The organism is Alteromonas sp. ABH4_453 (assembly GCF_056160665.1).
The window spans coordinates 124,401-145,666 of sequence record NZ_JBSWXP010000005.1 but is presented as its reverse complement, the minus strand read 5'-3'; the positions used below and the strand labels follow the sequence as shown (position 1 = coordinate 145,666).

Sequence of the window (21,266 nt, the reverse complement as noted above, 5' to 3'; positions counted from 1 at the left end):
ACAGTATCTTGTCAAACCCTTGTAATATTTTCTTAGTAAATTATGAGTGACGGTTGGTTTAACCAATAACAGACGCCAAGTCGTCTTTCGACACTGGTTTAAGTAACGCGCTGTCTATTCCAATCGCTTCCATTGTTTTTTTACTTGCTTCATGGCCGCTTACAATCGTGAGAATGGCATTTGGTAATTTTTCTTTAAGCTCTTCAGCCAAGTCATATCCATCGTAATCAGGTAACGTCAAATCCATTAATACATGATCAAACTGGCCGGTCTGAGCTGCTTCAAGGGCGTCAGCACCGCAGAATTCAGTAGTTACATCGTGCCCTAAATGGGTTAAAAACAGTTTTAATAGTTCTGCAGCGTCTTCATCGTCTTCAATTACCAGTATACGTTTATTATTGCACCTTTGTACGCTGTTTTTCTTAACATCACCTGTAGATGCTGGGTTTGAGTTAACTGACGCCTCACTAGCGCTGCAAGAAGACGCTTCTTTTTCTGGCGCGTAAGGTTTGTGCATTGGCATATCAGCTACCTGTGCTTCCACATTGGTAAAAGTGACGTGATCGCCAGGTGGAAGATATTGTGAGAGAAGTTGAGCTAGTGCAAAGCGGTCTATTGGTTTACCTATAACGTCATTAAAACCTTCTCGTATTAGCGACTCTCTTAATCCTTTACGACTGGCTGCGGTAACCGCAATAACGGGAATATCTTTACCGTGGCGCCGTATAGCATGTAGCGCCTCAATGCCATTCATCACAGGCATGTGAATATCCATGAGAACTAAATCAAAAGGTTGGTTGTGTTCATCCGCCTGTAGAACCGCCTCCAGCGCTTTCACTCCATTTTCAGCGTAGCTTATATCTGCTTTAGACTGGCTTACAATGTGACCGGTAAGTCGTCGAATTTCTCTCAAATCATCGACAATCAGCACCCTACCTGTGACATTCAAGTCAATACTGCTCGATTCGACAGGTTGAATCTGGCCAAGCGTTAAATCGACGTTAGGTTGGGAAGAAATGTCACCTGGATTAATATTAAATGTAAACGTGCTGCCTTTCCCCAGTCGAGATGTCACATTAATATCACCATCAAGCTTCGTGACCAGTTCTTTACAGATTGCCAAGCCTAGACCAGCGCCACCGTGGTTGGCGCGCATGATATCTTCAATTTGTTCAAAAGGTTGAAAAATATTAGCCAACTTGTCTGGGGGCATTCCAATGCCAGTATCATCTACCGAAAACTTAAGTATCGGGTATTGTTCGCCAGCTTCTGCACGTTGCTCCAGTGCTATGGAAAGCGTAATACTGCCTTTATCTGTGAATTTTACGGCATTCGAGATGAGGTTGAGTAACACCTGCCGAAGGCGTGTAGGATCCGTCTGGATAAACTCAGGTATTTTAGTCTCAGAGACCACGTTCAAGCTCAAGCCTTTGTCTTTTGCATTGAGCTGCATTAATGAATGAATATCGGTAAGAAAAGCTGATAAATTTACATCTTTAATATTTAACTCGAGCTTTTCTGCCATTATCCGTGACATATCGAGAAGGTCATTTAACAGGCTTAACAAGTGTTTCCCGTTAGAGTGTATGATTGATAACTCTTGCTGAAACGGGCTGTTTCTAGCATCGTCAATCAAAAGCTCCGTATAACCTAAGATAGAGGTGAGGGGAGTGCGTAACTCGTGACCTAAGTGCGCAAGAAATTTGTCTTTCGCCTTATTCTTTTGCTCTACTTTGTTACGTTCAATACGCTCATTCTCAATGTCGCGCCTCACCATGGCGTAGCGAATAGTGCGCATAAAGCGTGGCGATTCAATTTCTGATTTTTGCAAATAATCTGCGGCCCCAGCGCGCATGACCATCTCATCTACGGTAGCGTCTGATTGCCCGGTTAATATCACCACAGGTAGTCTAAATTGATTTGATTTTAGAACACTCAAAACATCAATGGCATTTTCAGCGCCCAGCAAATAGTCAAGTAAGCATAGATCAAAATCTTCAGTCTTGAGCGCTTCCACGGCATCAAGGCTGTTTGTCACCCAAGTTAGCTCGAACTTGGGTGACTCACACTGTTCTAGATAGTCAGAAGTTAAGAAGTAATCATCTTCGTCATCTTCTACCAATAGAATTTTTATAATCTCTGACATCTAGTACCTCTTTTACTCGTGTGGCAGCTCTACAAACTCAATCCAATAACGTCCTAAAGCACGCATTAGTTCAACTAAGCCTTCAAAATTAACCGGTTTAGTGATGTAAGAGGCGCAACCAAGATCATAACCGCGAAGCATGTCTTCTTCTTCCTTAGATGTTGTTAGGATAACAACGGGGATACTTCGAAGTTTGGGGTCATTTTTAAGTTCTTGAAGTGCCTCACGGCCATCTTTTCTTGGCATGTTTAAGTCAAGTAAGATAAGGCTAGGACGAGGGGCTGCAGCAGGGTCGGAGTACTTCCCCTCGTGACGGAGAAATTCCAACAGCTCTACGCCGTCTTCGACACAAAACAAATTGTTTAAAACGCGACTTTCTTGCAGCGCGTCAACGGTTAATAAACGATCATCCTCGTCATCGTCAGCCATCAAAATATTAATTGGTTGTGTTTGTTTACGCGTCATTGTGTTTCTCCATTATTGTTGTTAGAGCCAAACGGGTCGCTCTCTACAGGCATTATTATCGAGAACGTTGCTCCTTGCCCTGGTGAGCTAAGAGCAGTGATTTGCCCATTGTGTCTTTCTACTATCCTACGGCAAACAGCAAGCCCAATACCTGTGCCTTTGTACTCGCTTCTTCCGTGAAGGCGCTGAAAAGGGGCAAAGATTTTCTCAGCAAACGATTGCTCAAAACCAATACCGTTATCTTTAACCGTAATTTTTATCCAGTCGTATTCATCTGACATCAGTATGTCATGAGTGTCTGACTCGGATGCTTTTTCGGCGTTTATGTTGACAGCAGGAGTTACACCTTCACTTTGGAATTTAAGTGCGTTCGATATTAAGTTTAAAAACAATTGCTCGAGCTGTGACTTATCGCCTCGTATAACGGGCATATCGCTTACATTGATTTCTGCTGATGTTTCATCAATGGCGATTTCCAAATCTCCGAGTACGCTTTGCATGGTATTATTTAGGTCTACCTCATCAAACTCTTTACCGCGAGTAGAGACGCGTGAAAATGCGAGAAGGTCTGAAATAAGCATAGACATACGCTCTGCAGCGTTTAGCATACGCGCTAGATAATCTTTGCCTCTTTCGTCTATTACGTCATTGTAACCAGACTCTAAACGGTTTCCGAAAGCCCTTATCTTTCGAAGCGGCTCTTGTAGGTCGTGCGAGGCAACGAACGCAAAATCTTCCAACTCTCGGTTACTGCGTGCCAATTCGTCGGAATAAACACTTAACTCTTGTGTTCTCTCTTCAATTCGAGACTCTAAATCTTCATTCACAGATTCGAGATCTGCCTGATATTTCTCATGTTCTCGAGAATTAATTTTTAAAAGTAGAAAAACAGTTACGATAAGCAGCAACGTAGTAGCTGATGAGATAATCAAGGTGTTTACCGAATCTCTTCTTAAACTCATCAGGTTTGCTAAATGCGTGCCTTGCATATCTCTTTCAGAGCTGTCAATTTCACGAAACAGCGTTTCGAACCGCTTGTATAGCTCTATGCCTCTATCGCTTCTTACTGAGTTAATAGCCTCTCGCTCTCTTCCTTCTCTAACAAGTTCAACAACCTCTATAACTTCATTTACTTTCGCTTTTGTCAGCTCAAGCAACTCCTCGATTCTCGCAGACTGATTGCCAATGTCAGATGAAAAAGAGCTGACTTCTACTTCATCCATTAATTCGCCGATTACCCCGAGTGTTTCGGTATAATCCGTAAGATATTCTTCGTCGTCTGTGAGCATGTAGCCACGTTGACCAGACTCAACTCTCAATATAGCTACATGCAAGCGATTCACTGCATTGATAACGCGATTAGTAGTAAATAGACGCGCTTCCAATGCAGAAAGGTCGTTAAGCGTGCTTACCACATAAAAGGAATTTGCTGTCATGACAACGATGACCAGAACGACCAAAATTATCCAGCTGTATAACGAAGACAGAACTTTAGTAATCATTTACTCATTCCGAAACATTCTCACCCAACTCAGTTGTCATATCAGAAAGGGTGTGACTGCAGTCTTTTGCACTGCTTATTATTTTATCCAATGCCGCCAACGCCTTTTCGGGCGGGACGTCTCCATTTAGTGCCATTTTAACTAGCTCAGCCTGCATAGATATTCTATTCAAAGGTTTTCGAGCGTCGTGTACGAAAACACTTAGTTGAGAAAATTCTTCACCAGTCATGTCGAATACCTCTTTTATTCGTCTTTACTAAGGTCACCATAGGCATGAAGACGGTTGTACAATGTTTTGGTACTTATACCCAACATTTCAGCCGCCGTTGTCTTGTTGCCACTCACTTTTTCCAGGGTGGCGTAAATAAGCTCTTTTTCTACATCTTCAATGGTTCTTCCCGCTTGTAATGCAGGTGTTGTACTTTGCTTTTGCGCAAATGGAGATTCGATAGTTTTAGGGAGCTCAATTTCGCTTTTTTCTGGGTCACTCATAATAGCTGCGCGGTGAACAAAGTGCCTTAATTCACGAACATTGCCCGGCCAATCATAAGCTTGAAGCGTATCTAGCTGGCTTTCTTCCCACTTGAAATTCGCGCCGTTCTCTTTGTTAAATTCGGCAATGAAAGTTTTAGCTAGCAGAGGAATGTCTTCTTTTCTGTCGCGTAGAGGTGGTATTGTTATCGGAAATACAGCAAGCCTAAAGTAAATGTCTTCACGCAGGACTTTGCTTTGTGCAATCTCTTCCATAGTTCTATTTGTGGCTGAAACTACACGGCAGTTAACAGGGATTGTTTTCGTACCACCTACTCGAATAACGACTTTATTCTCTAGGACCCTCAATAGGTTTGGCTGCATATCAATGGGCATTTCTGTAATTTCATCTAAGAAAAGGCTGCCACCCTCTGCTTGCTCAAACACGCCTTCTTTACGACCTACCGCACCAGTAAATGCCCCTTTTTCATGGCCGAATAGTTCACTACCAATTAATTCTTTCGAAAACGCACCACAGTTAGTGGCGATATAAGGCCCTTCACTTTCTGAAGCGCGGTGAATTGCAGCTGCAACAACTTCTTTACCTACGCCACTTTCGCCTAAAAGCATAACGTTAGCGCTAGTTTTGCTGACCCGTGAAATGAGTTTGTACAACTCTTTCATCACGGGAGACTCGCCAATAAGCAAGTCGAAATGCTTTTCAATCTTTTCTTCAGCTGGCGCTTTTTGTTTTGGTTTTTTACTCAGTACCGCCTCGATTTCTTCACGCTGTATTGGCTTGACGAGATAATCGACTGTAGGTCCACATAAGCCTTTTATAACGCTTTTGACTGACGGATGGCCAGTAATTAGTGTTACGCGAGGTCTCTTAGGAAGTGCATCAAGTTCATTGAAAAGATGTGCGCCGCTTCCATCGGGCAACATGAAATCTAGCAATACGTGATCGAAGGTTTCTTTTTCGAGCCAGTCCCGAGCCTCTGCTAACGTAGCGGCAGTAAGAACGTCGTGGCCCAAAAATTCAATAATTGTACAGGCAACTTCAGTAAATTCGGCGTCGTCATCGACTAAGAGTACGGTTAGCACGTGGATGTCCCTCTTTCTCTGTCCATAAAGAATATGGAATAAAATCAATATTATAGTTTTATCATAAATAACAAGGAACAATAACAAAAACGCACGGCATCCGTGAATGTTTCCTTGCTTTAATCGTTAAATTTTAGGTAGCACGCATACGGGAAACGCATCATCGACGTAAATATGGTTAGGCGGTGACTTTTTTAGAGCGTCGACGTTGCCAATCGATGTGAAGATGATTAAGCGTATGGGTTAGTGCAAAGTGTTACTAATTTACATGGTACTGCAAAAAGTATTCCCACACGCTTTTTGCAAGAGCTGCGAAACACCTATGGCATATTTTTCGCACAACCTTTAACAAGTAAAGTTTCGCTAATAAGTGATGTGAACAACGAAGGATTTTAGCGCGTTTCCAGTGTAGAGCGCGCTTTGAAACTACCGAGACAAAACGAAAGTCAAGTCAAAGGAATTGAAAATGTGGGCAAAAACAGCTGGAAGATCAATGACTTTGTCCGAGCTGCTGACAAAGATGCAGCCAAGAGCAAGTCAGAATTTATTCTATTTTGCTGATTTTTGGGAAGTGATGGAAAAGCGCGGTTTCGGCCCTATGTTGGCGCTTCCATCATTTATCGCTTGTACGCCTATAGGCGCAATACCCGGTGTCCCTTCACTGACTGGTGTGACGATTTTACTCATCTCATTGCAAATTTTACTCGGTAGCAGACACCCTTGGCTGCCTCAAAAAGTGATGGATATTCACTGTGAAGCGGATCAATTAAGAAACATCGTTGAAAAGGTTAAACCTCACGCTGCAAAAATAGATCGCTTTCTCATTCCTCGTTGCTTTTTTATGAGGCAGCCCGTGTTTCGTTCTTTGATTGCATTGAACTGTGTAGGTTGTGGCCTTGTTATGATCCCCCTTGAACTCATCCCCTTTATGGGCTTTATACCTGCACTAGCAGTCCTCATAATGGCAGTTGGCATGGCCACCGACGACGGTGCGGTGGCTTTGATAGGCGTGACAATATCGGTATTTGGGTTCGTGCTAGGCTTTGAGCATCTACCGGGAGCGATTAGTTAAATCTACATTTATTAAGAGCCGGAATCTATCATGAAATCTGAGGTGGGTAGGTTCATGGTTTGGTATCTCAATTCCCCTATGAATGTGCGTGCTGCTGGTCCTAATGTGTCCCCATCTTCGAAAGAAAGATATAGTAGGGCTTTTCGTAATGCTGCATTGTTATCTAAAGGAAGGGGTACCAGCGTACCATTTTCCAGTTCTTCTTTTATAATTGCTATAGGTAACCAGGCAAAGCCTAACCCTTGAGCAATGATATCTAACGATGTTCTTACGTGGCTAACCGTCCACCGCTGTTCCGCTCCGAGCCAACCTACATCTGCCTTGCGCTCTGCTGAAGAGTCGCGAACCACAATTTGACGATGGGTTTTAAGGTCTTCTAGTGTTAGCGTTCTGTTTAGTTGGTGCAGAGGATGGTCGGCATGAGCAACAGCGGCAAACTCAATTTCGCATAAATCCTCACTGAACCCATTTGGGAAGACAAAAGGGGAAATGCCCAAGTCCACTTTTCCACTAGCTAGTAATGCATTAGCACCGCTTAGTACAGTTTCCTCTATTTCAATGCGCAATAAAGGAAACTCTGCTGAGACCTTGGCTAAAACGTTATAAAGTAACTCAGAAGGGAAAATAATATCTACAGCAATACGCAGTGTTGTTTCTGTTCCAACTTTTAAACTGCTTGCTACAGCTTCTAGCTTGTGAGCCTCGTTGAGCAAAAATGACGCGCGTCTGTACATCAGTTCACCTTGAGGTGAAAGCTGTACTTTACGGCCTATATTTTCAAACAGCGTTACGCCGATAGCGTTTTCCAGCTTTTGAACCGCGTGGTGAACGCTTGATTGACTTTTATGTACTTCAGCTGCGGCTTGATTAAAACCCCCGGCATCTACCACGGCCTTAAACATACGCCATTGTTCTAGTGTAGATTTAAGCATACATCGCCCTTCATCTTTTAGTTGACCTTCTTATATCATACACATCTTGCGCAAGTCATTTTTCGTAGGCTTGGTTAATGGTTGGTACTGAACAGGTTACGACTGATACTTTGTCATATCCCATGTTCATTAACTGTTCTGCCGCTAACTTCGCACGAACGCCAGACGCACAGTGAACATAGAGTGGTGTTGTGGCATCTTGAAAACGTTCAAGTGCTTGCATCTCTAAAATACCGCGCGGAATATTAAGCGCAGCGGGAACAGGGTGGTCTGTAGCTTCACTATTTTCTCTCACATCGATAAGAGCACCATTATTTTGTTTTAACTCATTTGCTGCCTGTTCAGCAGTCACACAACGCATGTCAAAATTGATGTTTTCAATACGCGTCTTTAAATCAATCAACATAATCCTTCCTTAAAAATAAATTTGCACAAATAAATCAAAATAAGAAAAGGCTAATGTAAGGCTTGTGTATTCAACTAGACAATAAAAATAACTGAAATTCATCGCATAAAATGGCAAGTCGGCAGAATGTCTTATACTTTAGTATAGTTAGTAGATAAATTAGTGCCCAGATACTTTACACATAGGGAGTGCTTATGTCCGAGGATATGGCAATAGGTTCAGAAAATATAGTGGAACACGCTGTGGAAGCTGAAATCTTTCTAAAGCAATTCGCAAACAAAACTCGTTTAATGGTACTTTGTTCACTATTAGACGAGGAAAAGTCGGTAACTGAACTACTAGAAGTAGTCAACGTTTCACAGCCCGTGATTTCCCAGCATCTTGCTTTATTACGAGAGTCTAAAATGGTGGCTACGAGAAGGGAAGGTCAAACAATCTACTACCGCCTTGCGGATGAACGGGTTAAACGTCTTATTGCGTTAATGTATGAATTCTTCTGCTAGCAATACTTTATTCTTTCATTACACAAACACAATGTCCGCGGTCAAACGGACATTGTACGGTCAATATGACTTCTAAAAGCTCTACGTAAACTACTTATCGACTTGCTTGCAAAGCATCGCAATGTAATCGTCTTCTGCAATTCTGTCGCTATCTACTTCTGGCCTATTAATTAGTTCATCATGACTTAGCTTAACTTCAACACTATGTGCGGCCCAATCAATACTTTTTATATCATGTGGCATCAATACTAAATGTTTTCCACCTGGAAGCCAGTTATTCGTATCGACTACTAGCATGACGATTTTCCAATTTCGCGAATCAATTATAAAATTGCTGATGTGACCCACGTTATCGGTGGTAGTAGCAACTTCATAACCACCTACCTCACCAACAGCTCTCAAGTGATTGCTGGTCTTTTTGGGGTGAAGCATTTCTGACTCATCAGTCTGCTGCAACTGAACAAGCTCGTTAGGATGTGCAAATTCACCCCATGCTCCAGGCCCTATCCAGTAGTACCCATACCCAAAGTATTTAAAGAGGTTTTCCTCGTATTCCCGAGAGACGGGTTTATGTTCGTCTATCGAAGGGCTATTTTTTAGTTTTTCAACCGTCATATTTACATCGACGGAGCTTGTCTCACTGTCTAATTTTGTCACGGCGATGGGAGAAATGACCACTTTTCTGCTCAGCGGAAGCCATGTATTGGTATCTGCAACCAAGTAGCGTACGGTAAATGTCTCATCGTCAAAAAGAATATCCCGAATACCGCCTACTTTATCGTCCACGGCATGGATAGAAAAATGAGTAAGCTGATTTGAACTAATGATCATCGTTGCGCCTCCTTTGCTTGGGCTCTTTGTGCAGAGCAACGGTTAACGTAGATAAACGTCGCTCTTTATTACTCTAAGTTTAGACATTCCTTAACCTTTCACCATTTTGTTCTTGGTTAAAGTTGATTGAGATCATTACGGTTTACAAACAAAAAAGCTCGCATTAAGCGAGCTTTAACAGGAGAGTGCTTTCTAGGCGACATCAAACTCATCATCAGAAAAATCATCGTCGTAATCCGACTGGTTGCTAGCACTGCTATGAAGCGTGTAAAAGTGCTTTTTACCCCTAGCTAACCTGACGTACTTTGCCCATGCCTTTTCTAGGTTAGTAGCCGCTTCAACTTTACCATTGATGAATTCGACGAAGTGTTTCTCATCTTCGCTTTCTGGTAATAGTTCACCACTTTCAAGTCCTAACAAGGTCTTTCCGTAATTTGTTAGAAGATCGGCTTCAGTAATGCTGAAGTCACCTGATTTACGGAAACCATACGGAAACTTCTGACGGTCGATATAAGGTTTTGCTGATAGTCGAATAGCTAAACTTTTCATGTTGTACCCAACGTATTGTATTGTTCAGCGCACTTTTAAAATAATTAAAAACGAAGATAAAACAAAAGATTTTTCTCTTATCAATAAAAAATTTTTAAGAGCTTAAAAAGAAAATGAATTTCGGCAATTTTGTTTAGTTAATAAACAGCACTGCCATAAGGTAAGTAGAGTCACGCGATTTTTTTAAAGGTTTGAATTTAAATTAAAAATTAGTCTTTTTAAACTCTAAATGTTTTAGCTTAATGTGATGATACAAGCGTAATAGAAACGCGTGTGCTAGGTCTATTATATTTTATTGAGTACGTAATCAAAAATTCTTGTCGCTACGATGATTAAAATTCGTTTTCCATTTTACTACTTACGATAATAATTGAGGTGTGTTAACAACCCAGAGAAGTCAATGAGTAAAGACTATCGTTACCAGCGTGATGAATGGGACTCGGTAGAAGAGGAAGATTTTCACGCTAAAAAACCAAGCTCCAAACGTCAAAGTACGGTAAAGGAGAAACAGAAGCGTGACTTGCAACGCCGAGATAAACAGCGTCGCCTGCACCAAGAAGAGTATTAATTCAGCGAGTTGGTGAAATTTTATTTAAGCGCACCGCATTAAGCGGTGCGTTTCTGTGCTTTTGTGTTTACTTGCCGTATGATCTGTGTCAATTTACGTCTACTTTGATTCGGTTGTTCAACAAGCATGGATATACGCTTTCTCACCACCTTTATAGAGGTGGCTAAAACACGTCACTTTGGTAAAGCTGCGGAAAACCTTTACCTCACTCAATCTGCCGTTAGTGCACGAATAAAGCTTCTTGAAGAATATTTTCACACCACGCTTTTTATAAGACAGCGCAATAGTATTCAGCTTACACAGTCAGGTGAAAAGTTGCTTCCCTATGCTAAGCAATTATGCGCTACGTTGAATGAAGCGAAGCAAGAACTTCAAATTCAGTCTTCTGAATATGTCGTGTGTGGCGCAACACAGCTTGCCAGTGAATTGCTGTTGCCTAAAATGCTTAGCCATCTTCACAATTCATTTCCTGATTGGTCGATAAAGGCAGAAGTTTTAACGCTTGATACTTTGTCTCGTCAGCTTCATGAAAGGGTCACAGATCTCTCATTTTCCACCGAGCCACTTAAATCTGAAGAGGTGAATAGCGATGTCTTATTAGAGCATGAGCTGGCGCTGTTCCGTATTGGAGAGGGCAAAGAATCTATAGATGCTGCAGATTTTGTAGCAATAGATTGGGGCGCTAAAGCCAGAGACTGGCTTCTTACTACCTATCCGCAACTTCGCGATGCCAAGTTAAGGACGAACTCGTTAAATTTAGCGCTGAATAATCTACAAAGTGAAGGCGGTATAGCTGTACTTCCAATAGACGTTGAAACGCAGTTACCATCTGGCGCCAAAGTGACTAAAATAGAGACGATAGAAAACGTGTCACTTAAAGTTTACGTGCACAGTATGAAGCAAGTACGTCGGGTTGGTCTTGCTGAAATTATAGAAAGCGTATCGACAGCTTGTTAAATGAAACCAGAAAATGTGCCGTTACGTTCGGCACGCAAATGACAGAATTTTAGAGAGAGTCCAATGTCTCAATTACACCCTTTACTAGAAAAAAATGCATTTCAGCGTTTGGAAGCAAGCCTTGAAACAATTAAAGCAGAACAGAAATTGTTTATCCTTAAAGACGAGCACGGCTGTGTGATGCTAACCACCGACGAGGAAGATGGCGTACCTGTTTGGCCAGATGCTGAGCTTGCGCTTTTGTGGGCTACTGAAGACTGGGCACATTGCGAAGCCATGGAGCTGACAACTAAAGAATTTTTATTGAAGTGGGTGCCTGGTATGACACAAGACGAACTTATGGTCATAGTATGCCCCGTTCCCGCAGAAGAGGGTGAGGTAATTACCCCAGAGGAGTTCGCTGAGCATCTTTAACGTGTGATCTCAAGGGCTCATCAGAGGGTAAATATTCAGTAACGAAAAAAAAAGCAATTTGCATGTGCTTATCATGCAGCGCTGATGTCGCTTTAATTTTGCTTTTGTTTATGTGTAACCCTAGGAGGCGTTATGTTTACTGAACAACCTACAATGAATAGCTTATTCAGCCAGCTCGGTTTAGGGAGCTCTGACGAAGAAATAGCTGAATTTTTCGAGGCACATCGAGGACTTAATAAAAGCCAGCACTTACACGAAGCGCCTTATTGGAATGAAAGTCAGTCTGCTTTTTTAAAAGAAGCGATTGTTGAAGATGCTGCATGGGCTGAAATCATTGATCAATTAAATGCAGAGCTTCACGAATAATCAGGTTGTTTTTGTTACCCGTCTTCGCACGCTATATTTAACGTTTTAAAAAGGCAGTTTACGCTTTGTTGCAACCAAACATCGACGATTTGTGGTTTGTTCCCTTAGGAGGGACAGGCGAAATAGGTATGAACCTCAATTTGTACGGACACAATGGTCAATGGTTGATGGTCGATTGCGGTGTATCGTTTGACGAACCTCTAGTGCCAAATTATAAAGCGGCTGGCAAAGGAGGCCGCGCAATTCAATCCAAAGGGCCAACGCACAGAGTGGTCGCTCCTGATCCGACTTTCATCTCAAATCAAAAGGACTCGCTTGCGGGTATTGTTATTACGCACGCACATGAAGATCATGTGGGTGCTATTCCTTATTTATGGGAGCGATTTCAAAAGCCTATTTATACAACGTCGTTCACGGCTGAAGTGTTAAGGCGCAAGCTTGCTCGAACCAAGCTCGCAAACCGAATTGCAATCATTGAAGTTGATGCAGACGAAATGAAGCAAATTGGACCGTTTAGCGTGCATTGGTTAGCCATTACTCATTCTTTGCCCGAACCTTTTGCTCTGAAAATCACCACCCCAGTGGGAACAGTATTACATACTGCAGATTGGAAAATTGATGCCAATCCGATCACCGGTCAACCTTTCGATGTCAACCTATACAAGCGATTGGGTGAAGAAAACATCCTTGCCCTGGTGGGTGATTCCACTAACGCGCCAAAACCTGGTTTTTCGATCTCAGAAAGAAACTGTTACGACGGATTATTGAGTACTATAGCGCCTCTGAAAGGGAGGGTCGTTGTTGGGTGCTTTGGTAGCAATATAGCAAGGCTTATTTCACTGGCAAGAATTGCTAGGAAAACAAAGCGATACATGGGATTGTATGGACGTTCATTAATGAACATGTATGGCATTGCCAAACAACAAGGTATTTGGCCGGATGATTTACCGATTACAGATCCACAACATCTAGGGTATTTGCCACCGCAAGAGGTATTAGCAGTGGCAACAGGTAGTCAAGGTGAGAAGAATACCGCGTTGGCCCGCTTAGCACGAGATAATCATCCCCACCTTAGTCTAGACAAGGGCGACACGGTTCTATTTTCTTCTATCGTTATTCCTGGCAATGAAGACAGTGTAGAGCGTTTGAGCAAAGAATTATCAGCAAAAGGTGTCTCTGTTATTCACAGTGAAGATAGTGTCTTACCTATTCACGCGAGCGGCCATCCTTGCGAGGAAGAACTCAAATTAATGTATCACTGGGTTAAACCCAAAATTGCCATTCCGGTTCATGGCGAACACCAGCATCTAAAAGCCCACGCGGAAATTGCGAAGCTATGTGGTGTGACTAAGCATTATGTGGGTCAAAATGGTGATCTATACAGGCTAGCGCCACAGCCCAGTATTAGGAGACAGGTTGTACCGGTTGGGCGCGTGCCTGTACAGCAGGATTAACGAACTAGTGTGAATACAGTCAGTTTGTAAACAAAACCAAATAGCAGTGCAGCGGATTCATTGGAAAACTTATCGCCAAGAGTTGGTCAAAGGGTGTACTTTTTGCATTACAAAGCTAGCTAGGTGCTTTCAATAAGCCCTTAAATTTCAATGTTATAACGATATCTTTCAAGATTGTAAAATCCTCGGCATGATGCTGCCCATGTTTAAAACATTCTGTTACACTTGGAAATATAATAAAAATGTAAATTATGCGATCCATTCGTGATGAAGTGTTTGACCTACCTTTTTCTTTTGGCTTTTTCTGTTTGTTTAGGTGCAGTGGCATCTCCACGGTTATCTAATCCTGTTTTTCAGTCCCTCTCGACAAAAAATGGCCTGCCTCAAGATGTCGTTAATGACATTGTTATAAGCGAAGATGGATTTGTATGGATTGCCACTGAAGGTGGCTTAGTTCGGTGGGACGGCGTAAGAACTAAACGCGTAACAGGCCCTGATAATACCCTTGCAGATGCATCAGTTCATCGGCTAGCGCTGCAAGGTTCGGAAGCGCTTTGGTTCAGTATCTATGGGCGAGGAAATTTCTATCTTGATTTAACCACACAAAATGTCGTTCAAATAGCGCCCACGAAGTATCATGACATAGAAGGGGTTGTGCAACATGCCGAGACATTTCATTGGTACACGCCAAGTAAACTCGTTATCGCACTAAACGAAGAAGTGCAACTGTTTGATACTGAAGAAAACGAAATAACCCGCATTGCTGAATTACCGGCACCTTTGCTTGAAAATAAACATAGTATTCGTTCAGCCATAACTATCGATGATGTTTTGATAGTGGCAACGACCAAAGGTGTTTATGTCAAAAATATCTTTGATGCTGAACAGCCTTTGGTTAGCTTGGATTACCTAGGTGATATTGAGCAAAATATTGACAATATCAATGCAAAATTTCTGATGTTGGATGAGCAAAACAGAGTCTGGATTACAACGGTACTCGGGGTATTCGTTACAGACAAAGAAGATTTTTTAGCGCAAGTCAGCGGTGTTAAAGAAAATGTATTTACACAAGTAGCATCTGATAGAAATGTGTGGACTTTGGTGCAGTACAAAGAAAATGCGTTCTGGATGGGCACAAATAAAGGCTTGTACCAATTAGTTCAAACAGCTAATGGTTGGGTGCACGAACATATCTTAGAGCCCAATAATGGCTTCACTGAAATCTCAAATAAAAAGATCACCGCAATAGCCAAAGATGAAGCAGATAATTTGTGGATGAGTTCTGTTTACGCTGGTGCGTTGTATTTTGGGGTGAAAAGCGCAGATATCTTTGCTATCCAGAATGAAAGAACAGGTGAAGACAGTACGCTAACCAGTCATGTTGTGTGGACATTTGCTGAAACAGAGCCCAATAAAATATGGATAGGGACTGAAAACGGGCTAAATCATTATGACTTCGCTACGAATATATCCGAAAAGTTTTATTACTTCGATGACGAAGTTTATGGAAAGGGAGCAGTCGATAAGATTATCCCTTTGCAGAGTGGAAAATTGTTCTTAAGTACTTATGAGGGGATACGGTTATTTGACCCGAAAACAGGAGAAGTGTCTCGTCCTGAAGTATCGAGTGGAGGGGAAAATACGGTTTTTGATACTTATGGGCCCGGCATGCTCTTATCCAATGAGGGTATTCTGTATTTCATTGGTTACGAAAGCTTTTTAAAATACGACGTCGCCAAAAAAGAAATTTCGCCATTTAAACTAGACCCTCGAGTGTTCGATATCAATTTTTCTAATGGTTTTATAGGACAGTCAAAATACCACAATGACAGGTTGTTCTTAGCTACAGAGGGAGGATTGTGGTTAATCGATCCGGCAACCTCGCAGCATGAACTGGTATATCGTTTCCCCGAGGTCCATAGAGGTAGCGAACGTTCCATTACATCGTGGGTAATTGACGATATGGGCGTACTTTGGCTTGCTTACAGTGGCGTGGGGCTAATCGGCCTAGATGCGGATACTTTCGAACCTCTTTATAATTTGAATGATAACAATATTTTATTATCAAACATTGTTTATGGGCTTCAGAAGGATGAGTCTGGCAGTATCTGGTTTAGCTCGCATAAAGGTCTTCACAGATACGACCCTTCAACCGGTCAAATTAAGAATTTTATTTACGGTCGAGAATTAAGTGTTTCAGAGTTCAATCAGGGGGCATCGCTAAAACTTAACGATGGAAGGCTGGCCTATGGTTCTACTAGTGGTGCCGTTGTCTTTTCTGCGTCACAACTGGAAAGTTTAGATGCTGGCGGTGGTTTACTCGGCAAGAAAACCGCCATTACTGAAGTTGTACTAGGTAATCGCGAGCTAAATCAGCCCCTAAAAAACTTAAGCGGTCACCATTTTAATTTAAATTATGAGGACTATGGACTAACCATTCACTTTTCCGCACTCGCCATGTCTGGCATAGGAAAAGTGAAGTATTACTACAAACTTTTAAATGGTGACAAAGTGGTTACCGAAGGTATTACTGAAGATGCGAAAGTAACCTTTACTAATATCGAACCTGGCGAATATGTTTTTACCGTCGCGCCCACACCTGGAAGCTTCGACTTTAACGTTCTGCCAGCGGAAGTAAGCCTGTCTATGCCATACGCACCGCTTCGTTCGCCGTTGGCCTATTCGATATATGCCACCTTAGCCTTGGGCCTGTTAGTGGCTTACTTACTTTCTAGGCAGCGTCACTTATTCCGATTACAAAAAGCACAACAGCAAGTGACGTTATTTAGTGATGCTTTTAGGCAAACTCGAGATTGGGTACTAATTTTCGATAAGGACAAGCGTCTCGTCGCGGCTAATCCTTCCTTTGAACAAGTGTTTGGTTTTAATAGTAAAGATCCTCTGCCCAAGCAGCTTGCGCGGCTTTATATGCGCTATCCCAACCTTAATAGGCATCTTTCAGGTAAGCTCCCGGAAATGCAGGGCGGTGATTTTTGGAAAGACGAAGCCGTTATTGACGGTGCCGACGGCAAGCGTTACGACGTGCTGATAGATATTACTGCAGTAAGTGGCGAGACTAACGACGCAGAGCACTACCTTATTGTTATTTCAGATATTACTGAGCAGAAAAACGCAGAACGCAAGTTGCTGAAGATTGCTACGTACGACAGCTTGACGGGGCTGGTAAATAGAACCTTGCTGCTTGATAGACTTGAACATGCCATTGGGCTTGCTCGACATCACGAACATCGTGTAGCAGTAATGTTTGTAGATTTGGACAGGTTTAAAGGTATTAACGATTCTCTCGGCCACGATTATGGCGACAAACTGTTACGTATAGTGGCGAACAGAATGCGAAATCTAGTAGCAGAGTCTGGCACGGTGGCGCGGCTTGGAGGTGATGAATTCGTTATTGTCATCGAAGAGGTAGATGAAAGCGATGACCTAAGTTCTTTCGTCGCACAGATTATCGAATCGGTAGAAACACCAATTTCACTGGCTGAAGAAGTGCTGCGCGTATCCTGTAGTATTGGCGTTGCTTTTTATCCCGAAGATGCGTCCGAGCCCGCAGAGCTTATTAAGCAGGCCGACGTTGCCATGTATAGCGCCAAGAAAGATGCATTAAGTGGTTTTACATACTTTACCAGTGACATGAATGAACGTGCTAAAACACGTTTACAGTTAGAAAATAAAGTTAAGCGCGCGTACTCGGATAACTGTTTCTTTAATCACTATCAACCAATCATCGATGCAAGGACCAATACCACAATAGGCGTTGAGTTACTGCTGAGAAGTAAGCTAGATGGCGAGCCACTATTCCCCGACCAATTCATACCTATTTTAGAAGAACTTAAATATATTATAGAAGTGACACGGCAAGCCATGCGCCGAGCCGCAGAAGACTTGGCATCTTGGTATAGCCAAGGCTTTACTGGGTATGTGTCGATTAACTTATCCGCGCTTCATTTTAAGACAGAATTCGACTTAAGCGGTGTACTGAGTCTGTTAAACGAATTCGATTTACCAAAAGAAGCATTCAGATTTGAGATCACTGAAGGGGTGTTAATGGACGATAGCGATAATGCCTTGAGGCAAATTAATCGCTTTGTTAATGAAGGTTTTGTGCTAGCACTAGATGACTTTGGAACGGGGTATTCATCGCTCAGTTATTTAAAACGTTATCCACTGTCGGTACTTAAAATAGACAAAAGCTTCGTTAACGAAATGGCGCCTGGTAATGCCAACGAAGCGTTGGTTACGACGACGATAGCACTCGCGACTAACCTAAATATGAGTTGTGTTGCAGAAGGGGTTGAAACTAAAGCGCAGGTTGACGAACTTATTGAGAAATCGTGCTTTTTCCACCAAGGATATTTTTACGCGAAGCCATGCGCAGCTGATGAGCTTGCACCTCTGTTGTTTAAAAAGTGGGCATAGGAGCTGTAGCCAGTTTTTATCCGAGAAAGATCATAAAGAGCAAAAAGCTTCATCTATAAAAAAATTAAATTTAGCGCCCAATGTCTTGTTATTCATCGCAAAGAATGTAAACGCTTGTTTAAAAAGCTTGTTTTTCAATAAAAAATAGGGCTTATTAGGAGTCTGTGAAATCATTGTAAAAATGAGCTACATTATAACAACATATGAGTGACTTATGCCGCTAGACATGACAGCAAACGCAAATACCACGGAAGTAATAACATCGCCATTAAGTATGTTGTACCACTGGGAACAAAGCCGTGGAAACGACGTATTTCTTACGCAGCCTATTAACGGTGAATATCACGACTACACATGGAAACAAGTCGCCGAACAAGCCAGAAAAGTGGCAGCACGTTTACGTGAATTCGATTTCCCGCAAGGCAGCCGTATAGGCATCTTTTCAAAAAACTGTGCTGAGTGGTTTATCGCTGATCTGGGCATTATGATGGCAGGTCACGTGTCGGTACCTATTTTCTCAACAGCCGGTCCAGACACTGTCCAGTATGTATTGAAACATGCTGACGTGCAGCTACTGTTCGTTGGAAAACTAGACAACACTGCTGAACAAGTTGCATCTATTCCTTCAGAATATTTAACGGTTGCCTTCCCTTATCCAAACATTGCTACCAAGCAGCAGTGGAAAGAGTTTATGGATATCGCACCCATTACAGATTCACCTGTACCTGATATGGATGATTTGATGACAATCATTTATACATCAGGCAGTACTGGTCAGCCTAAAGGGGTGGTACATAGCTACAATACGGCTTGTTGGGCAGCGCGTCGCTCTCTTGACCAGCTAGGTATCAATCAGAACGATCGCACAATGAGCTATTTACCACTCGCGCACATTACTGAACGTGTATTAGTGGAGCTTTCTAGCTACTACAGCGGTGGAAAAATCCATTTTGTGGAAGACTTAGCGACATTCCAGCGCGATGTCGGTCATTGTCAGCCAACGCTATTTATTTCGGTGCCTCGTCTGTGGACTAAGTTTCAAATGGGCGTACTCGCGAAAATGCCTCAGAAAAAGCTGGATACGCTGCTCAAGATTCCATTTTTGAACAAAATTGTAGCGAAGAAAATTCGCAATGGATTGGGCATTAACAATGCGCGCTTGTGGGCAAGTGGCTCAGCGCCACTTGCGCCGGCTGTCATTGAATGGTTCGCGAAAATCGGTATCTACATTTCTGAGGGATGGGGAATGACCGAGAACAGTGCTTATGGCACCGGCAGTGTGCCTTTCCGTCATGATAAAATCGGCTGTATCGGCAAGCCATACGACGGCGTAGACATCCGTACTTCAGAAGAGGGTGAGATTCAAGTTAAGTCGCCGTGCAATATGCTGGAATACTACTTGGAACCACAAAAAACGGCTGAAGTCTTTACTGAGGATGGTTATCTGCGCACCGGCGATAAAGGGGTAATTGATGCTGATGGCTACGTTAAAATTACTGGTCGTCTAAAAGACATCTTTAAAACTGCGAAGGGCAAATATGTTACGCCAGCGCCGATTGAAGCAAAATTCATGGAAAACCCTATTGTTGAGCAAGTGTGTGTAACGGGGACTAATTTGCCTCAACCTGTGGCTTTGCTAGTGCTTAGTGAAGAAGCGCAGAAAAAAGACAAAGCAGGTATTGAAGCAAGCCTTAAGAAAACATTCGAAGCTATCAACGCAAAACTGGAAAGCCATCAGGTTATGGATCGCGTTGTCATTATGAAAAACGAATGGAGCATCGAAAACGACTTGCTGACTCCGACGCTTAAAGTAAAGCGTCATGTTTTAGAAGACCGCTTTGTTGATATTATCCAAGGTAGCTATAGCGACAAATTAGTTTGGGTTGATGCTTAAATTTCCTGTATAGCCCTTCGCTTTAGAAATAATGAAAAAAGCTCTGTCTATGACAGAGCTTTTTGTTATCAGAACATGAAGCGCGGTTAGCGCTGAAGCCGCTCTGGTTTTTCTGCAATCGCTATTACAAGTAGACCACTTTACTCAATCGCGCGTGCCAAACTCAATGTAAAATTAAGCAGGGTAGCGAGCGCGTAAACCTTCGTAGACTAAGTCGCTAAACTCAGGCTTCGTTAAGTCTAGGGCATCCATTACTTCTACCAAGTGCTCGTTGTCTTCACGACCTTCCCACACTTTCACATAAGTGCCTTCTTTGTAGCCGTTGTCTTGGCGGAAGAAGTTGAGAACATTTTTGCCTACATACTGACGATACAACTCATCAGCCGACATGTCGCATTGGCTTACGATGAACATGAATAGTGGGACGCTAAAGCGTTTGGCGGCGCAAAGTCCTGTCATTAATTCTAAGTTATCAAGAAGCGACTGATTTGACGCGTCATAGTCTTTTCCGTCAAAAGTCACAGAACTGCTGCCACTTGCTAGTTCAGAAGCAATATTTTTCGCAGACTCAGCGATGTCACCTTTATATTCAATAATGCAGGCGCTTAGCGCGAAGTGCCAAATGTCTACTAATTCCATTTGAAGTTGAGGCAAGTCTTTTTGCTGTGCTTTCCACCATTTCCAACCATGATGCTCAATTGCTTCAACTGACTCTACCATTGCTGCACGTAAGTATCCGTAACCAGCATTTAGCCAGTCATGGTTTACTTTGGCGTTCATTTTATCCTGAAGAGAAAGCATAGTGGCGAGTTGTTGCGCGGTTAACATTGTTGCTCCTGACCGTGAAATTACGTTACGTTTTCTAAAGACGAAATTGTACTTGAATGACGATGTAGGAGGAACCGCTAATTGATATTACTGATACAGCAATGATGTATTTCCGGTTTAATGCATGCTCGTGGTGCATTTGCACCATAGTAAAACTGTATGGTTACAACTAAAGTATGGGGTTTTGTTTAAGTTGTTGAATAATAAAGGTTAAAAAGTTGGCATTCAATCTGCAAAATTCAATTTGTTAACAGTGCTGCCCAGTAGCGCTAACGTGAATGAGTGCCAGGCAACGCTCATTCACGTTGTTACTGAGTAGACCGTAAACCTTACCCATACAGATTTTTCGTGTCCTGAGGTCTGTGTG

19 protein-coding genes are annotated in these 21,266 nt (G+C 42.5%); 9 read left to right on the top strand and 10 right to left on the bottom strand.

From position 1 onward, the window contains the following. Positions 1-58: 58 nt before the first annotated feature. From ACXAGV_RS11410 to ACXAGV_RS11390, 5 genes are read right to left on the bottom strand one after another with little or no spacing between them, the layout of a single operon-like run. Positions 59-2,146 carry a response regulator gene (locus tag ACXAGV_RS11410; protein WP_474873364.1) on the bottom strand — a complete coding sequence of 696 codons (2,088 nt, stop codon included), beginning with the start codon at positions 2,144-2,146 and terminating at the stop codon, positions 59-61. A gap of 12 nt (positions 2,147-2,158) precedes the next feature. Continuing rightward, complete coding sequence (locus tag ACXAGV_RS11405; RefSeq protein ID WP_474873363.1) at positions 2,159-2,611, bottom strand: response regulator; 453 nt, start codon at positions 2,609-2,611, stop codon at positions 2,159-2,161. After that, positions 2,608-4,113, bottom strand: coding sequence for a sensor histidine kinase (locus ACXAGV_RS11400; protein WP_474873362.1), 1,506 nt, complete (start codon positions 4,111-4,113; stop codon positions 2,608-2,610). The genes ACXAGV_RS11405 and ACXAGV_RS11400 overlap by 4 nt, the downstream gene beginning before the upstream one ends. A 4-nt stretch (positions 4,114-4,117) precedes the next feature. Continuing rightward, positions 4,118-4,342, bottom strand: a complete 225-nt coding sequence (locus tag ACXAGV_RS11395) for a hypothetical protein (protein WP_474873361.1) — start codon at positions 4,340-4,342, stop codon at positions 4,118-4,120. A gap of 14 nt (positions 4,343-4,356) precedes the next feature. Then, positions 4,357-5,688 carry a sigma-54-dependent transcriptional regulator gene (locus ACXAGV_RS11390; protein ID WP_474873360.1) on the bottom strand — a complete coding sequence of 444 codons (1,332 nt, stop codon included), beginning with the start codon at positions 5,686-5,688 and terminating at the stop codon, positions 4,357-4,359. Positions 5,689-6,154: 466 nt separating this feature from the next. Here ACXAGV_RS11390 and ACXAGV_RS11385 point away from each other — a divergent pair, with 466 nt between their 5' ends. Beyond that, positions 6,155-6,760, top strand: coding sequence for an exopolysaccharide biosynthesis protein (locus ACXAGV_RS11385; protein ID WP_474873359.1), 606 nt, complete (start codon positions 6,155-6,157; stop codon positions 6,758-6,760). An 11-nt stretch (positions 6,761-6,771) separates the two neighbouring features. Here the strand turns inward: ACXAGV_RS11385 and ACXAGV_RS11380 are convergent, their stop codons facing one another. Both ACXAGV_RS11380 and ACXAGV_RS11375 read right to left on the bottom strand, forming a co-directional pair. Continuing rightward, complete coding sequence (locus ACXAGV_RS11380) at positions 6,772-7,692, bottom strand: LysR family transcriptional regulator (protein ID WP_474873358.1); 921 nt, start codon at positions 7,690-7,692, stop codon at positions 6,772-6,774. Between the two features lie 55 nt (positions 7,693-7,747). Beyond that, positions 7,748-8,098: a rhodanese-like domain-containing protein gene (locus ACXAGV_RS11375; protein WP_474873357.1), complete on the bottom strand. Its 351-nt coding sequence runs from the start codon at positions 8,096-8,098 to the stop codon at positions 7,748-7,750. A 194-nt stretch (positions 8,099-8,292) separates the two neighbouring features. Between ACXAGV_RS11375 and ACXAGV_RS11370 the strand changes: the two genes are divergently transcribed. Further along, on the top strand, positions 8,293-8,601 hold the full coding sequence (locus tag ACXAGV_RS11370) for an ArsR/SmtB family transcription factor (RefSeq protein WP_474873356.1): 309 nt from the start codon (positions 8,293-8,295) through the stop codon (positions 8,599-8,601). A gap of 90 nt (positions 8,602-8,691) precedes the next feature. Here ACXAGV_RS11370 and ACXAGV_RS11365 read toward each other — a convergent pair whose 3' ends face one another. Continuing rightward, positions 8,692-9,432, bottom strand: coding sequence for a PRC-barrel domain-containing protein (locus tag ACXAGV_RS11365; protein ID WP_474873355.1), 741 nt, complete (start codon positions 9,430-9,432; stop codon positions 8,692-8,694). Between the two features lie 192 nt (positions 9,433-9,624). After that, positions 9,625-9,981: a MaoP family protein gene (locus ACXAGV_RS11360; protein WP_474873354.1), complete on the bottom strand. Its 357-nt coding sequence runs from the start codon at positions 9,979-9,981 to the stop codon at positions 9,625-9,627. Positions 9,982-10,381: 400 nt separating this feature from the next. Between ACXAGV_RS11360 and ACXAGV_RS11355 the strand changes: the two genes are divergently transcribed. The 7 genes from ACXAGV_RS11355 (at position 10,382) to ACXAGV_RS11325 (ending at position 20,071) form a co-directional block, all read left to right on the top strand. Continuing rightward, positions 10,382-10,549, top strand: a complete 168-nt coding sequence (locus ACXAGV_RS11355) for a hypothetical protein (RefSeq protein WP_168463489.1) — start codon at positions 10,382-10,384, stop codon at positions 10,547-10,549. A 126-nt stretch (positions 10,550-10,675) separates the two neighbouring features. Continuing rightward, positions 10,676-11,506 (top strand): LysR family transcriptional regulator, encoded by an 831-nt coding sequence (locus ACXAGV_RS11350; RefSeq protein ID WP_474873353.1) that lies wholly within the window; start codon positions 10,676-10,678, stop codon positions 11,504-11,506. Positions 11,507-11,569: 63 nt separating this feature from the next. Further along, positions 11,570-11,920 (top strand): DUF2750 domain-containing protein, encoded by a 351-nt coding sequence (locus ACXAGV_RS11345; protein ID WP_474873352.1) that lies wholly within the window; start codon positions 11,570-11,572, stop codon positions 11,918-11,920. A 132-nt stretch (positions 11,921-12,052) separates the two neighbouring features. Further along, positions 12,053-12,286, top strand: coding sequence for a DUF2789 family protein (locus ACXAGV_RS11340; protein ID WP_474873351.1), 234 nt, complete (start codon positions 12,053-12,055; stop codon positions 12,284-12,286). Between the two features lie 65 nt (positions 12,287-12,351). After that, positions 12,352-13,740, top strand: a complete 1,389-nt coding sequence (locus ACXAGV_RS11335) for a ribonuclease J (protein WP_474873350.1) — start codon at positions 12,352-12,354, stop codon at positions 13,738-13,740. Between the two features lie 267 nt (positions 13,741-14,007). Beyond that, the gene (locus ACXAGV_RS11330) at positions 14,008-18,177 is read left to right on the top strand and encodes an EAL domain-containing protein (RefSeq protein ID WP_474873568.1); all 4,170 of its coding nucleotides are present in this window, start codon (positions 14,008-14,010) and stop codon (positions 18,175-18,177) included. A 214-nt stretch (positions 18,178-18,391) separates the two neighbouring features. Next, positions 18,392-20,071, top strand: coding sequence for an AMP-binding protein (locus tag ACXAGV_RS11325; RefSeq protein WP_474873349.1), 1,680 nt, complete (start codon positions 18,392-18,394; stop codon positions 20,069-20,071). A 174-nt stretch (positions 20,072-20,245) separates the two neighbouring features. Here ACXAGV_RS11325 and ACXAGV_RS11320 read toward each other — a convergent pair whose 3' ends face one another. Further along, positions 20,246-20,899, bottom strand: coding sequence for a dUTP diphosphatase (locus ACXAGV_RS11320; RefSeq protein ID WP_474873348.1), 654 nt, complete (start codon positions 20,897-20,899; stop codon positions 20,246-20,248). Between the last annotated feature and the right edge of the window lie 367 nt (positions 20,900-21,266).